This window comes from Caproicibacter fermentans, from assembly GCF_009746625.1.
GTDB classification, from domain to species: domain Bacteria; phylum Bacillota; class Clostridia; order Oscillospirales; family Acutalibacteraceae; genus Caproicibacter; species Caproicibacter fermentans.
In genome coordinates this window covers 125,107-139,016 of sequence record NZ_VWXL01000047.1, presented here as the reverse complement: position 1 = coordinate 139,016, position 13,910 = coordinate 125,107, and the positions used below count along the sequence as shown (strand labels likewise).

Genomic DNA, 13,910 nt, shown 5'->3' with positions numbered 1-13,910 from the left:
AGTGTAATTTATAAATCTCAAAAATCTCTCAAGGGTTCAAAACAGAAAAAACAGCGATTGCTTTCGCTCCGTTTGGAGTGTTTTTCAACGATAGGCTTCCTCCGTGCTTCTCGCATAGCAGCCGACACACATAAAGCCCCATACCGAAATGTTCCTGCCCGTCAGCAAGATCATCACGAAGAAACGGGGTCGCACCTTTTTGAAGAATTGTAGAAGAAAAACCGGAACCATCGTCCGAAATAGTTAGCACTATCCGGTCTTGCTTATAGGTAAAGTCAACCGATACTGCCTCCTTCGCATAGCGGAGTGCATTGCCAACTAAATTCTCCGCCGTACACTGAATGATGGACTGGTCAGCAAATATTTCTCTATCCTCACCACGACTGGAAAACTCAAACTTTTTTTCCATATTAACATTCAGAAGTGTCAAAGAATCTTTTAGGCTATTCGCTAATATCCTCCAATGGGTCAACTTCGGGATACATTTCAATTCCTCCAACTTTTGTGCATTGGTCATGGCTTCCACGTAGTTTTCAATGCGCCCTGCATACTGCGTAATCAAGGCAATGGTATCCTCGGCCTTTTGAGCCGTTAATGCTCCTTGTTTCAGTTCCTTTTCCAAAAGTTTTGCGGAACCTTTCAACACTGTAACAGGGTTTCGCAAATCATGGGAAAATGCCGCATTCAACCGTTTTCGTTCCTCCATTTGCCGCCAAAGTTCCTGATTGTTTTTCAGCAGTTCTGTACGCATCATTTCAAACGCGGAGCATAGCGTACCAAGCTCGTCGTCAGAGCATTTTTCGACGGTGAAATCCAAGTCTTGCCGCTGTATTCGCTCTGCACTGCTTTTCAAAATGGCAAGCGGCTTTTTCAGCTTTATTCGGTAAAATACCAAATCGGCAAGCAAAAGCGAAAGAATCACGAACAAAACCGGAAGCACAATTTGAAAGACGGATATTGCCATTACACGCCAATCATTGCTTAATCCGGTAACCTGAATGGATGGATTAGAGGGTGATATTTTACCAAAATCAACGGTGAATTGTCCTGAAGTGGAAAGGTTGTCGCGCGAAGCAACACATCCGAAAAAAGAAGCAATCCCAAGAATTACTCCAATCAGCAGGAATAACGCGGTAATGGAAAAAAATGATTTCTTTATGTTCGCCTGTTTTATCCATTCCATTTATAACCTACCCCCCATACTGTTTCAATGTATTGATGTAGTGAAAGCGCCGCAAACTTTGTACGTATTTTTCGAATATGCTCCATAATTGTATCGCTGTTTCCATCACCATCTAAGCCCCATACCACGTCATAAATCCTTTCCCGATCAAACACTTGACCGGCATTTGTGGAGAGCAATTCCACAATATCAAATTCTTTCTTGGAAAGGGCAACTTGTACTCTGGCAATTTCGATTTCACGTTTTGAATAATCTATTGTCATATCATCAAAAAATCGCAATTCAGATTGCCCTTGTTTCCGGTTTTCTCGCCTCAGATGTGCGGCTACTCTTGCCCCTAATTCATCAAGATCGAAAGGTTTTACAATATAATCATCTCCACCAACACCAAATCCATTAATTTTATCACTTGTTTCAATACGAGCAGTCAAAAATAAAATAGGGCATGACAAATGCTCGCGGATACGCTGGCATACAGAAAGGCCGTCCATTTCAGGCATATTGATATCAAGCAGAATGATGTCAGGCTTGCAAACTACTTTTTGCAGCGCCTCTTTCCCGCTAAAGGCAGTGTAGACTTTATAGTCGGACATTTCAAAATAACTTTTCATCATAGCGACAATGCCTTTTTCATCGTCCACCAATAAAATTTTTTTATTCATAAGGTTACCCCTTTCATTTAATGGCTGAATTTAAAAGTTTACAAAGAAAATCTCAAATTTTTCTCAAGTAAACCGCTTCAGCCGTCTTTTGTTTGCGATGGCTTTCAAATGGCACCCGCAAATGAAGCCTTTCCCATATTTTATAACGCAGAGCGGCGGCAGAAATGCCGCCGCTCTGCGCCATTGCTGTGGAAAAGATACTACCGGCTATGCCGTGGAGTTCAGAATAAACTCGGGTGTTTTTCCGGTATGCGATTCTTTTCATCATCTGAAAAATCCGCATGTTTGCATATGCCGCCCGGTACCGCGTGATTTCGGCTTTCTTTTCGGCAAGATAACCGTTGAACACGGTTCGGGCTTAGGCATGGCGGCGTTCAACGTGCGGTTTGATCTGGACGCAAAAACAGAATCGTCGAAATTTATTGTGTCCGAAGAAATCTCCAAACATATTATAGTATTGTTAATACAGAAATAGAAATGGGGATTACCATGCCATATAATGATAAGGAATTACTCGCAAGGCTGATTCAATGCGAAGCGGGCGGTGAAGGCGACAACGGTATGTACGGTGTTGCTTCTGTTCTTGTAAACAGGAGGAACGTCCCTTACGGGGAATTTTTTCGTGTGAGCAACGGAGGAAACATCAGGGCCATCATCGAACAGCCGGGGCAGTTTACCTGTATGAAAACAAGCGTTGGCGGCGCTTATAACCCGCAAAATGTTTACAATATGGATCCGGAAGAAATCCACTATGAAATAGCTGACTGGGCGCTTGCCAACAATACCTTTAATGCCGTCGGAAATTCTCTTTTTTATTATAACCCGTACAACCCAAATTGCACCAGCTATTTTCCGGCGGGCGGAGTTGGTATTATCTACACCAGAATTAATCATCATTGCTATTACGCTCCAACCCAAAAATATGCAAAGACATAAAGAGGTGAAATATGATGAATCCACAAATTCCCGGTTACAGCGCAGTGTATGCGAATCCGGGTGTGTGTTCCAATTGCCAGCAGACCGGAATGGGCGCGTACAATAACGCGATGACAATACAAATGCCCGGAAAAACGAAAGCCGATCCTTCTTCATCCATGGATACCTCCATGCAGGGAGCAGGCGCCGGCGGTTCCATGCAGACGGCCGTGATTCCTTCGGCAATGCAGCAGCCTGCGATTCAGGGAGCCGTAATGGGAACCGCAGGTGTCGGTCAAGCGTCAACACCGGCCACCGCTCAGCTGATGCCTATTACGGATATGACCCAATCGGCGCCGATGACGGCAGAAAGCATTGAATTTTTAAACGGCTTTTTAAGGACTCAGATTGGGAGAAGAGTTCGGGTCGAATTTTTAATCGGAACCAATACTTTTACCGATAAGGCCGGCTTATTGGTCGGAGTCGGAGCAAACTACATCCTGCTTCGAGAAGCAGAATCCGATGATATTTTAACATGCGACTTTTTCAATATTAAATTTGTAACTATATTTTACTAATCGGAGAAATGAGATTCCTCAGACAGGGGTCTCATTTTTTATGCGGAAAGCTCCTCCTCAAAGGCCGCTCCATCGCCGACTTATGAAAGTTAAAAAAAATATCATGCAATGACTAGAAAGAAATATGCCGGACTTAACTTTTTAATGTACATGATGGAATTATCTTGAAACTTAAAAAATATTATCTTACAGGATTGACAAATTAAAAAAAGCTGTGTATGATAATGAATCATAAATACTTTAGCTCTTTCAATCATTAAAAAATTAATATCATCGCTTTAACAAGGGTGTTTGAGCCAGCGGCAGCAAAGCTGGTTTCAACGCCCTGTTTTTATTATATTTTATTTTCAGGAGGTTTCGTTATGCACAAGAAGTTGGTTGCACTTGCATTAAGCGCTGCAATAGTAGCATCGTTTACCGGCTGCCAGAACGCATCGGGCAGTTCTTCCGCGGCGACATCGGCAGCGGCGTCATCCGCAGCAAGCGGTTCCGCATCATCCGGCTCATCCGGCGCGGCTCTTTCCGGCGAGGTGAAAATCGGTGCCGTCATGCCGCTGACAGGTTCCGTTGCGGCGTTCGGCCAGTCCGGACAGAAAGCTCTGCAGCTTCTCGAAGACCAGGTGAACGCGGACGGCGGGATCAATGGGCAGAAGCTCACGTTCGTTTTTGTCGACGACGAGGGGAAACCCGCCACCGCGGCAACCGTCGGTAAAAAGCTGATCGACAACGACAAGGTAGTGGCGATTGTAGGACCCTTGACCAGCAACTGCGCGCTTTCTCTGGCGCCGATTGCTCAGCAGTACAAAATTCCAATGGTGACCGGTACCGGCACAAACGAAAAAGTGACAAAAGTCGGCGATTTTATTTTCCGCACCTGCTTTATCGATCCGTTCCAGGGCAAGGTGGTCGCGAAGCTCGCAAGCAGCGATCTGAAAGCCCAAACCGCCGCCATGCTGTATGACAACGGTAACGACTATTCCAAGGGCCTGGCACAGAATTTCCAAAAGAGCTTTGAAGCGAACGGAGGAAAAGTCGTTTCTTCCGAGACGTATCTGACGGGCGACAAAGATTTTAACGCTCAGCTGACCAAAATTGCCGCGACGAATCCGGATGTCCTGTTCCTGCCGGATTACTATTCCACAGTTGCCGTGATCGCGAAGCAGGCGCGCAGTGCCGGCATCAAGGCGACTTTCCTGGGCGGCGACGGCTGGGATTCGGCGGATCTGTTCAAAATCGGCGGAGACGCGGTCAACGGCGCGTATTTCTCCAACCATTATTCTCCGGACGATACCTCTGCGGAGGTTGTGCAGTTCATCAAGGATTTCAAATCGAAATATAATACCACGGATGCTCCGGACGCGATGGCGGCGTTGAATTACGACGCGGGGAAAGTCCTCGTTCAGTCAATTCAAAAAGCAGGATCCACCGACTCCGCTGCCATTCAGTCAGCTCTGAAAGCATATGACGGCACCGTTGTTTCCGGCCATATCAAATTTGACGAAAACCGCGACGCGATCAAGTCCGCTGTTATCATCAAGACGGACGGCGGGAAGGAGACCTTCTACACCAAGGTTGAACCGTAAGCTTCATTAACTGGGCTTTTGATGAGTCGGACAGAGCATACTTCCCCGCCCGGGGGAGTATGCTCCTGATTCATAAAGCTAAGGGGGAAAACAAATTGTCTCTGATCGAATTCCTGCAGCAGCTGATCAACGGCGTGTCCCTGGGAAGCGTCTATGCTTTGATTGCGTTGGGATACACAATGGTTTACGGAATTATCGGACTGATTAACTTTGCACACTGCGATATTTATATGGTGGGGGCATACATTGGCTTTTTTGTCGCGACCTACGCGCGTCTGCCGTTTATTCCGGCGCTGCTGATTGCAATGCTCGGCTCGGCTTTGCTGGGCGTTGTGATTGAGAGAGTGGCGTATAAGCCGCTGCGCAGAACCACTAATATCAATTTGCTGATCACGGCGATCGGCGTTTCGCTTTTGCTGGAAAACGGGTTTAACGCCATGTTCGGCGGCAACCCCAGAACTTATCCGGGCGATATCTTGAAGCAGCAGACGGTCATGTTCGGCCCGATCCGCTCGGACGCTCTGCATCTGATCATTCTGGGGATTTCCCTGCTTTTGCTGGTCCTTTTGAATCTTTTTGTAAATCACACAAAAATGGGAAGAGCCATGCGGGCCACTTCGCTGGATAAGGACGCCGCGGCTCTCATGGGAATCAATGTAAACACCACCATTTCAATGACCTTCGCGATTGGGTCGGCGCTGGCGGGCGCGGCCGGAATGCTGGTTGCCATCTTGTATTCCAGCCTGGACCCTTACATGGGCATGATGCCGGGAATTAAATCGTTTGTCGCTGCGGTTCTCGGCGGAATCGGATTAATCCCCGGCGCGTTTGTCGGCGGAATTATTCTTGGTGTTGTGGAAACGTTCATGGCGGCCATCAATTCCAAAATTGCCGGCGCCGTTGCGTTTGTGATTCTGATCGTCATTCTGATCATCAAGCCGACCGGCCTTTTGGGCAAGGCGGTAAAAGAGAAAGTGTAGGTGGCCGGTTTGAAATCTTATATAAAACGCGGTGTGATTTTTCTGGCCGCTTCTCTGGTTGTATTCTGCGTGTTGTTCGTCCTGATTCAAACGGATGTTATCAATGCCTATTATTCGCAGATCCTGATGGTCATCTGTATTAATATCATTCTTGCGCTGAGCACCAACCTCATCATTAACTATACCGGGCAGCTGACGCTTGGCCATTCGGCCTTTATGGCCATCGGCGCTTACGCGTCGGCTTTTATCCAGATGAATACAGGGCTGCCGTTCTTTTTGTCGCTGCTCTGCGGAAGCGTCGTCGCGGCTGTTTTCGGCTTTCTGATCGGTCTTCCCACCTTGAGGCTGAAAGGGGATTACCTTGCCATTACAACGCTGGGCTTCTGCCAGATCGTTGTTGTGGCCATCCAGAACATCGACGCGCTCGGAGGGGCGCAGGGCCTTGCGGGGATTCCGCCGAAGACGACGTTTGCCTGGGTGTTTTTTTCCATGATCGCCACCATTGCGATTCTCTATAATATTGTTCATGCCAATCAGGGCCGCGCGATGATCTCCGTACGGGAGGATGAAATTGCCGCGGAGGCAATGGGCATCGATACAACCAGATATAAAATCATGTCGTTTACAACCGGAGCTTTTTTTGCCGGGTACGCGGGCGGGCTCTACGCGTTCCTGATGATGTTTATCGACCCGAACAGCTTTAATTTTCTGAAGTCCATCGACTTTGTCATCTATGTTGTTCTTGGCGGCACGGGCGGTTTCGTCGGGTGCATTGCTTCCACCAGCATCCTGACGCTGCTGCCGGAAGTGCTTCGGTTCCTGGGCGATCTGAGAATGGTAATTTATCCGCTGCTGTTGATTGTCATTATGATTCTCAGAGTCAAGAATATCCGTGTGACCAGTTTTCTGCGCAGAAAATCCGGTGCGGCGAAACCGAAAGAGAGGGGTGAAGACCATGCCGCTGCTTGATATAGAAAATATTACCATCAAATTCGGCGGTTTAACGGCGGTTTCGGATTTTTCCATTTCCATGGAGGAAAACGATCTTTTCGGTTTAATCGGGCCAAACGGCGCGGGTAAAACAACCGTTTTTAATATGCTGACCGGGGTTTACGCGCCTACAAGCGGAAAAATTGTCTTTAATGGGGAAAGCATTCAGGGAATACAGCCTCATCAGATTACAAAAAAGAAAATATCCAGGACCTTCCAGAACATCCGCCTGATGAAGAACCTGAGCGTGATGGATAATATCAAGGTTTCTTATGCGTATCAGGCACATTATTCACTGGTTTCCTCCATCTTTCGCCTGCCTTCTTATTTCAGGCAGGAAGAAGAGATCGAAAAAAAATCGCTGGATCTGCTGAAAATATTCGGCCTGCTGGAATTGAAGAATGAAAAAGCCTGCAACCTGCCTTACGGGCAGCAAAGACGTCTGGAGATTGCCCGCGCGCTTGCGACTCAGCCGAAGCTGCTGCTGCTGGATGAACCGGCGGCCGGAATGAATCCGCAGGAGACGCAGAACCTGATGGATTTGATCCAGTGGATCCGCCGGGAATTCAAAATTGCAATTCTGCTGATTGAGCATGATATGAAACTGGTTATGGGAGTATGCGAAAACATCGTTGTGCTGGATTACGGAAAAATCATCGCTCAGGGGCCTCCGGATGAAATTAAGACCAACAAAAAAGTCATTGAGGCGTATCTGGGAGAGGAGGCCGCCGATGCTTAAAATTCAGAACCTGAACGTCTATTACGATGCGATTCACGCGCTGACGGATATTAATATTGAAGTAAAAGAGGGCGAAATCGTCACATTGATCGGTGCGAACGGCGCTGGAAAAACCTCGACGCTTCGGGCGATTTCCGGTCTTGTTCCGGCGAAAAGCGGAACGATTACCTTTGAAGATAAAAAACTGAACGGGTATCCCGCGTACAAAATACCTTATCTCGGAATTTCTCATGTGCCGGAGGGCCGCCGTATTTTCTCGAACCTCACGGTGATGGAAAACCTGCAGATGGGGGCCTACTGCCGGAAAGACGATGCCGGAATCAAAAAAGATTTTGAAATGGTTTACGCCAGATTTCCAAGGCTGAAAGAACGCATGAAGCAGCGCGGCGGGACTTTGAGCGGCGGAGAGCAACAGATGCTCGCCATGGGACGGGCGCTGATGGCAAGGCCGAAAATTCTTCTGCTGGACGAACCTTCCATGGGTCTCGCTCCGATTATCGTTCAGGAGATCTTTCATATTATCAAAGAAATCAACGGTTCAGGAACTACCATCCTGCTGGTCGAGCAGAACGCGAACATGGCGCTTTCCATCGCAAACCGCGCCTACGTGATTGAGACGGGCAACATCGTTCTGGAAGGCAAGGCTTCCGACCTATTGCAGGATGATTCTGTAAAGCAGGCTTATCTGGGGGGGTAATCCGGACCCATAGGAAACAAACGATATGCATGGAATGAAACCGTTTTCGTTAAGAAAGCGGTTTTTGCATGCCGAAATGAATTCACTCTTGTAATTACCTGATATCGGCACTATAATAGTTACAAAATCTGCCATATAATTTCTGAAACGACGTGTACCAATTCGTAAAACGAGATTTATCCGCGAATTGTAATCCGGCGGACAAAGGAGGGTGTTTTAACACGACTTCAATCAGAGTTGAGCAAAAATTAAAACTTGCCGCCAAACGCCTGGCCGCACGCGTAGTCCTTTTCTTTTTGGGACGTGCTTTTCAGGTGCTATCCCGCCGCGACAAAACAGTGCGCGGGGAAATTAAAAGCTGGGAGCCGGGTTTTGTACTTTGCATGAAGGCTTCTTTCAACGGACCGTCCGTGACACTTGCCCGCGGGGACGATGGGATCCGTATGATAAAATCCTCCGGCAGGCCGCGGGCCGATATGACCGTCACGTTCCGCAGCATTGACGCGGCGTTCCTTGTCCTGAGCGGCAGAATCGGAGTCGCCCAGGCTTATGCTCAGCACAGGTTTTTACTCAGCGGCAGTATCTTTGACTGTATGACGCTGGTCCACTGCGTGGATGTGATCGAAGGGTATCTTTTTCCCAGATTTATCGCCGGCAAGATTCTTAAGAGGTTTCCACAGAAGGAATGTTCCACCGTTTTTGTCTATTGCCAAGCCCTGTTAGGAGGCTGATAGTAAATGCTGCCGGATTATTTTGAATTCTGCAATCCGCCTAAATTGCTGTCCGGTCAATTTGCATTGGAAAATATCCCGAGCGTTCTGACGGATCTGAGGGCGGAAAAACCCCTTTTGTTATCCGATTCCATGCTGGAAAAGATCGGAGTTCTCCGGACGGTCAGCGACGCGCTCCTTTCCGGCGGAATACCTCCGCGCGGATGTTTTACGGAAATTCCGCCAGACTCCTCCTCCGCCGTTGTCAACCGTGCCGCGGCGCTTTACAGAAGTCTTGGCTGCGACAGTTTGATTGCGGTGGGCGGCGGTTCCGTTCTGGACACGGCAAAAGGGGTTAAGCTTCTGATTTCCCAGGGAATCGACGATATTCTTTCTGCAATGGGGTGTGAAAACATAGACTGCGGCGCCCGTATCCCGTTTATTGCCGTGCCGACCACCGCGGGAACGGGATCGGAGGCCACTATGGTCGCAGTGATTCTCGATCCGGAAAAACAGATCAAAATGGAATTTATCTCCAGCCATCTTCTGCCGGACGCGGCGGTTCTGGACCCGAGAATGACGCTGACTCTGCCCGCGCGGATCACCGCTTCCACCGGAATGGACGCGCTGTGCCATGCGGTGGAGGCCTATACCTGCCTTCAGAAAAACCCGCTGAGCGACACGTTTGCGGTTTCGGCAATCACATTGATCAGGGACAGCCTGTCCGTTTCCGTCAGGAACGAGAAAGACCAAAAGGCGCGCTACGCAATGGCAAACGCGGCGTTTATGGCGGGCGCGGCCTTTTCGAATTCCATGGTCGGCATGATCCACGCAATCGGTCACGCGCTGGGGGGCGTCTGTCACGTACCCCATGGGGAAGCCATGACCATTCTGATGCCGATCTGCATGGAATATAATTTTGATAAAATCGGGGATCTTTACGGGGAGCTTCTTCTTCCGCTTGCGGGGCCGGAGGCTTTTGCAGGAACGCCGGAGGGGAAGAGAGGGCGCGAAACCATTTCCGTGATTCGCCGTATGACGGCGGAATATCATGATTTATGCGGACTTCCCATGTCGCTGCGGGAAACACCGGCCAAAAGGGAGGATTTTGTTTCGGTCGCGAAAACCGCCTTGAACGACGGGGCCATGATCGTCAATCCGAAGTATGTCGGAGAACAGGAGATACTGGAAATTCTGGAAAAAGCATTCTAAGGGAGGTGGTAATTACGGACCTTGTTACATTAACGCAGGCGCAGAGATCTTATTTTTTAACGGACGAGACAAAGCCTGTTGAGCGCCGGATGGAGATGCTGAACATTCTGAAATCCGGAATTCTAAAAAGAGAAAAAGACATTTACGCTGCGCTGAAAGCCGATTTGAACAAGTCGGAATTTGAAAGCTATATGACGGAAGTCGGCATGGTCCTGGATGAGCTGCGTTTCATCACAAAACATTTGCGCGGCTGGGCGCGCCCCAGGAGGGTGCCGACGCCGCTGGCACAGTTCCATTCCAGAAGTTTTCAGATTCCGGAGCCCTACGGTGTCGTGCTGATCATGTCCCCGTGGAATTATCCGTTCCAGCTCAGTCTGGAGCCGCTGATCGGGGCGATCGCCGCGGGGAACTGCGCGATTGTCAAGCCGTCGGCGTACGCTCCCCGCACTTCGCAGGTGATTGCGGAGCTGATCGCCGACTGCTTTTCCCCGGAATATGTTTCCGTTGTGCAGGGAGGCCGTCAAGAGAATCAGGACCTTTTAAAGCAGAGATTTGACTATATTTTCTTTACCGGGAGCGTCGCGGTCGGAAAACAGGTAATGGAAAGCGCGTCGCGCTTCCTGACCCCGGTCAGCCTGGAGCTCGGCGGGAAAAGCCCCTGCATCGTCGACCCGACCGCGGACCTGAAAATTGCCGCGAGACGGGTCGCGTTCGGAAAATTCCTGAACGCGGGGCAAACCTGCGTGGCACCGGATTACCTCCTGATTCAACAGACGGTGAAAGACGAGTTTCTGCACGATCTGATTGACGAAATCAAGGGCTTTTACGGTGACTCTCCGCTGGACAACGACAGCTATCCCAAAATTATCAATGAGAAGCATTTTACCCGGCTGAAAAACCTGATGGAGGGAGAGAGTGTTGTCACCGGGGGGCGGACAAACGATAAAGGACAAATTGCGCCCACCATTCTGGACGGAGTCACCGCGCAGTCGCCCGTGATGCGGGAAGAAATTTTCGGGCCGGTTCTGCCGGTGCTCGTCTACGACGATATAACGGAAGCAATCGATTTTATCAGACAGAGGGAAAAGCCCCTTGCACTTTATCTTTTTACAAAAGACAGAAAAACGCAGAACCGGGTGCTCGGTTCTCTCTCTTTCGGCGGCGGCTGTGTAAACGATACCATCATTCATTTGGCAACCTCCCATATGGGATTCGGCGGAGTCGGAAACAGCGGGATGGGAAGCTACCACGGAAAGGCGAGCTTCGATACGTTCAGCCACTATAAAAGTATCGTCAAAAAATCATACTGGATCGATCTGCCGTTTCGGTATCCTCCGCACACAGCGTTTAAGGCGAGACTGATTCGCATGTTTTTACATTGACAGGACAGAGATAAAACAGCACCGCGCGGCGTTCCGAACCGCGCGGTGCTGTTTTATCTCTGTCCGTTGGAGGTTGCTTCATCATCGTCCGTCACCGGCGTCTTTCCTCCATTCAGCCAGTGAGCGCGTTCCGCGGCCTCCTCGGGCGTATACCATACGCTTTCGGCCCGCCATTCTCCCTCTTCTGTAAAATCTCCGACGGACCATTGTCCGGGCTCCGTCTTTATATAGGAATACATATCGAAACCAATCCTCTCCAATTATCCGGAAAAATTCATATCGGCCGGGGGAAAACAGCATTCGATCACAAGGCTGCATTAATTTTTCCACTTAAAAAGCAGAACGCCGCCGATCATCAGCACGACTCCCGCGAATTTCTGCCAGCAAAAAGCAATGCGGTCCGTGTCGAACCAGCCGCAGCCGTCGATGAGCGCGGCTACAACAAGCTGCGAAATCAGAATAATGGAAATTGCAACGGTCGGTCCCAGTCCTTTGATTGAGAGCATCACGGTAATCGTTATGACAATCCCGAGAAAACCGCCGAGCAGGTAGATTTTGTTAATGCCGCCCAGTTCCGCAAAATTCCCTTTTCCAAGGAACAGCAGGACAAGAACGGACAGCAGAAACGCAATTCCCTGTACCAGAACATTTGATTCATAAAGGCCGATACGGTCGCTCAGGCGAGTATTCATAACCCCCTGAACGCTCATTGCGGCGCCCGCAAGGATGCTGAAAAGAACAGCCACCACGTGAGAAACCTCCCAGACGATATTGCTATTATCCTTTCCTCAATCGAGCGCCGCATACCTATAAAGACCTCATCACAGGATTCTGCTGAGAAATTCCTGCGTCCTCTGTTCCTGCGGGTGGTCAAAAATCTCATCGGGGGTGCCGGATTCAATCAGACGTCCCCGGTCCATATAAACAACTTTGTCGGCAACCTCGCGGGCAAAGCGCATTTCGTGCGTGACGACCATCATCGTCATGCCGTCGCCGGCCAGGTTTTTCATCACCTCGAGAACATCGACGACAAGCTCCGGGTCCAGCGCGGACGTGGGCTCGTCAAACAGCATGATTTTAGGCTGCATGACAAGCGCGCGGGCAATGGCGACCCTTTGCTTCTGCCCGCCGGAAATCATCGCGGGGTAAGTGTCCGCTTTGTCCAGCAGGCCAACCTTGTCCAGCATGCTTTTTCCCAATTCAACCGCCCTGCTCTTCGGTATTTTTTTTACCTGTGTCAGTCCTTCGATCACGTTATTCATGACCGTCATGTGCGGGAACAGATTAAAATGCTGAAATACCATTCCAACCTCCTGGCGCATCAAATTCAGCTTTTTGCTTTTCTGCGTATAGACTTTTCCGTCGATCGAAATGGTGCCCCGCTGTGCTTTTTCCAGAAAATTGACGCAGCGGAGCAGGGTGCTTTTTCCGGAGCCGCTGGGGCCGATGATGACCACCACTTCGCTCGGGTCCACATTCAGGCTGATATTGTCCAGAACCTGATTTTTTCCGAACCATTTGCTCAGATTTTCAATTTTTATCATATGGAACCCTCCTTACGCCTGACGGCTGCTGGTTTTTAAAGCGTGTTCGATCAGGCCGGTAATAATCGTTAAGACGGAGGTCATTACCAGATAGAAAACGGCCGCGACCGAAAGCGATTCCATCAGCTTGAAGTTCGCGGACCCGATTTGCTTCGCTTTCAGCAGCAGCTCCGGGACGGCGATGGAACTGGCGAGGGAGGAATCCTTCAGCGCGATGATGAACTGATTGCTCAGGGAAGGCAGAGCTCGTTTAAAGGCCTGGGGGAAAATAATGCGCCGCATGACCTTCCGTCTGGTCATCCCAAGCGAAACCCCGGCTTCCGTCTGGCCGCGGTCCACCGACTGGATCGCCCCGCGGAAAATTTCCGCGATGTACGCGCCGTTGTGAACACCCAGTGCGACAAAAGCGGCGGGGAGGTTATCCATTTTCACAACGCCGACAAGACCGTAATAAATCAGCAGGAGCTGCAAAAGCAGGGGAGTGCCTCGGATCACCCAGATATAGGCTTTAGCCGGAACGGCCAGCGCCCGGTATTTCGAAATGCGCATCAGGGCAAAAAACATTCCGAGCAGAATCCCGATGAGGATTCCGAATGTTGTAACCTTCAATGTCATCACAGAGGCAGGGACAAAGACTCTGAAATATTTCGTAATATATGTAATCCATTCGTTCAAATAAAACTCACCTTCCACGGCGATAGGGCCCGTTCACGGACCCTGTCGTGTCTCTCTCGT

The 13,910-nt window shown here is 49.5% G+C and carries 17 protein-coding genes; 10 read left to right on the top strand and 7 right to left on the bottom strand.

Annotated features, from left to right (window positions below; all coding sequences use genetic code 11):
• Positions 1-28: 28 nt before the first annotated feature.
• From CAFE_RS07435 to CAFE_RS07425, 3 genes are read right to left on the bottom strand one after another with little or no spacing between them, the layout of a single operon-like run.
• Positions 29-1,183: a sensor histidine kinase gene (locus tag CAFE_RS07435; protein ID WP_066649010.1), complete on the bottom strand. Its 1,155-nt coding sequence runs from the start codon at positions 1,181-1,183 to the stop codon at positions 29-31.
• Positions 1,171-1,845 carry a response regulator transcription factor gene (locus CAFE_RS07430; RefSeq protein WP_066649006.1) on the bottom strand — a complete coding sequence of 225 codons (675 nt, stop codon included), beginning with the start codon at positions 1,843-1,845 and terminating at the stop codon, positions 1,171-1,173. The genes CAFE_RS07435 and CAFE_RS07430 overlap by 13 nt, the downstream gene beginning before the upstream one ends.
• Before the next feature lie 52 nt (positions 1,846-1,897).
• On the bottom strand, positions 1,898-2,113 hold the full coding sequence (locus CAFE_RS07425; RefSeq protein WP_156990232.1) for a hypothetical protein: 216 nt from the start codon (positions 2,111-2,113) through the stop codon (positions 1,898-1,900).
• A 221-nt stretch (positions 2,114-2,334) separates the two neighbouring features.
• On the opposite strand from CAFE_RS07425, the gene CAFE_RS07420 reads away from it, so the two are divergent.
• From CAFE_RS07420 to CAFE_RS07375, 10 genes are all read left to right on the top strand, one after another.
• The gene (locus CAFE_RS07420; protein WP_066649186.1) at positions 2,335-2,781 is read left to right on the top strand and encodes a cell wall hydrolase; all 447 of its coding nucleotides are present in this window, start codon (positions 2,335-2,337) and stop codon (positions 2,779-2,781) included.
• 11 nt (positions 2,782-2,792) lie between these two features.
• Entirely contained in the window at positions 2,793-3,338 is a 546-nt protein-coding gene (locus CAFE_RS07415; protein ID WP_228725039.1) for a hypothetical protein, read from the top strand.
• Positions 3,339-3,700: 362 nt separating this feature from the next.
• On the top strand, positions 3,701-4,921 hold the full coding sequence (locus CAFE_RS07410; protein WP_156990231.1) for an ABC transporter substrate-binding protein: 1,221 nt from the start codon (positions 3,701-3,703) through the stop codon (positions 4,919-4,921).
• Positions 4,922-5,025: 104 nt separating this feature from the next.
• The gene (locus CAFE_RS07405; protein WP_413814424.1) at positions 5,026-5,901 is read left to right on the top strand and encodes a branched-chain amino acid ABC transporter permease; all 876 of its coding nucleotides are present in this window, start codon (positions 5,026-5,028) and stop codon (positions 5,899-5,901) included.
• A 9-nt stretch (positions 5,902-5,910) separates the two neighbouring features.
• Positions 5,911-6,870 carry a branched-chain amino acid ABC transporter permease gene (locus CAFE_RS07400; protein WP_139104143.1) on the top strand — a complete coding sequence of 320 codons (960 nt, stop codon included), beginning with the start codon at positions 5,911-5,913 and terminating at the stop codon, positions 6,868-6,870.
• A complete protein-coding gene (locus CAFE_RS07395) occupies positions 6,857-7,630 on the top strand; it encodes an ABC transporter ATP-binding protein (protein ID WP_066648996.1) in 774 nt (257 codons plus the stop codon). The genes CAFE_RS07400 and CAFE_RS07395 overlap by 14 nt, the downstream gene beginning before the upstream one ends.
• Positions 7,623-8,327: an ABC transporter ATP-binding protein gene (locus CAFE_RS07390; RefSeq protein WP_156990230.1), complete on the top strand. Its 705-nt coding sequence runs from the start codon at positions 7,623-7,625 to the stop codon at positions 8,325-8,327. The genes CAFE_RS07395 and CAFE_RS07390 overlap by 8 nt, the downstream gene beginning before the upstream one ends.
• A gap of 296 nt (positions 8,328-8,623) precedes the next feature.
• Positions 8,624-9,058: a hypothetical protein gene (locus CAFE_RS07385; protein ID WP_166525094.1), complete on the top strand. Its 435-nt coding sequence runs from the start codon at positions 8,624-8,626 to the stop codon at positions 9,056-9,058.
• Positions 9,059-9,064: 6 nt separating this feature from the next.
• Positions 9,065-10,249, top strand: coding sequence for an iron-containing alcohol dehydrogenase (locus tag CAFE_RS20010; protein WP_066648977.1), 1,185 nt, complete (start codon positions 9,065-9,067; stop codon positions 10,247-10,249).
• 11 nt (positions 10,250-10,260) lie between these two features.
• A complete protein-coding gene (locus CAFE_RS07375) occupies positions 10,261-11,631 on the top strand; it encodes an aldehyde dehydrogenase (protein WP_330593883.1) in 1,371 nt (456 codons plus the stop codon).
• A 53-nt stretch (positions 11,632-11,684) separates the two neighbouring features.
• On the opposite strand, the gene CAFE_RS07370 is transcribed toward CAFE_RS07375, so the two are convergent.
• From CAFE_RS07370 to CAFE_RS07355, 4 genes are all read right to left on the bottom strand, one after another.
• The gene (locus tag CAFE_RS07370) at positions 11,685-11,870 is read right to left on the bottom strand and encodes a hypothetical protein (RefSeq protein WP_066648976.1); all 186 of its coding nucleotides are present in this window, start codon (positions 11,868-11,870) and stop codon (positions 11,685-11,687) included.
• 78 nt (positions 11,871-11,948) lie between these two features.
• On the bottom strand, positions 11,949-12,380 hold the full coding sequence (locus tag CAFE_RS07365) for a DMT family transporter (protein WP_083210239.1): 432 nt from the start codon (positions 12,378-12,380) through the stop codon (positions 11,949-11,951).
• Positions 12,381-12,452: 72 nt separating this feature from the next.
• Positions 12,453-13,175 carry an amino acid ABC transporter ATP-binding protein gene (locus tag CAFE_RS07360; protein WP_066648971.1) on the bottom strand — a complete coding sequence of 241 codons (723 nt, stop codon included), beginning with the start codon at positions 13,173-13,175 and terminating at the stop codon, positions 12,453-12,455.
• Between the two features lie 12 nt (positions 13,176-13,187).
• The gene (locus tag CAFE_RS07355) at positions 13,188-13,850 is read right to left on the bottom strand and encodes an amino acid ABC transporter permease (RefSeq protein ID WP_233452743.1); all 663 of its coding nucleotides are present in this window, start codon (positions 13,848-13,850) and stop codon (positions 13,188-13,190) included.
• Positions 13,851-13,910: the final 60 nt, after the last annotated feature.

Excerpts from the sequence above, each read along its gene's own strand:
- CAFE_RS07435 (WP_066649010.1), bottom strand. The coding sequence starts at position 1,183 with ATGGAATGGATAAAACAGGCGAACATAAAGAAATCATTTTTTTCCATT.
- CAFE_RS07430 (WP_066649006.1), bottom strand. The coding sequence starts at position 1,845 with ATGAATAAAAAAATTTTATTGGTGGACGATGAAAAAGGCATTGTCGCT.
- CAFE_RS07425 (WP_156990232.1), bottom strand. The coding sequence starts at position 2,113 with ATGATGAAAAGAATCGCATACCGGAAAAACACCCGAGTTTATTCTGAA.
- CAFE_RS07420 (WP_066649186.1), top strand. The coding sequence starts at position 2,335 with ATGCCATATAATGATAAGGAATTACTCGCAAGGCTGATTCAATGCGAA.
- CAFE_RS07415 (WP_228725039.1), top strand. The coding sequence starts at position 2,793 with ATGATGAATCCACAAATTCCCGGTTACAGCGCAGTGTATGCGAATCCG.
- CAFE_RS07410 (WP_156990231.1), top strand. The coding sequence starts at position 3,701 with ATGCACAAGAAGTTGGTTGCACTTGCATTAAGCGCTGCAATAGTAGCA.
- CAFE_RS07395 (WP_066648996.1), top strand. The coding sequence starts at position 6,857 with ATGCCGCTGCTTGATATAGAAAATATTACCATCAAATTCGGCGGTTTA.
- CAFE_RS07390 (WP_156990230.1), top strand. The coding sequence starts at position 7,623 with ATGCTTAAAATTCAGAACCTGAACGTCTATTACGATGCGATTCACGCG.
- CAFE_RS20010 (WP_066648977.1), top strand. The coding sequence starts at position 9,065 with ATGCTGCCGGATTATTTTGAATTCTGCAATCCGCCTAAATTGCTGTCC.
- CAFE_RS07370 (WP_066648976.1), bottom strand. The coding sequence starts at position 11,870 with ATGTATTCCTATATAAAGACGGAGCCCGGACAATGGTCCGTCGGAGAT.
- CAFE_RS07360 (WP_066648971.1), bottom strand. The coding sequence starts at position 13,175 with ATGATAAAAATTGAAAATCTGAGCAAATGGTTCGGAAAAAATCAGGTT.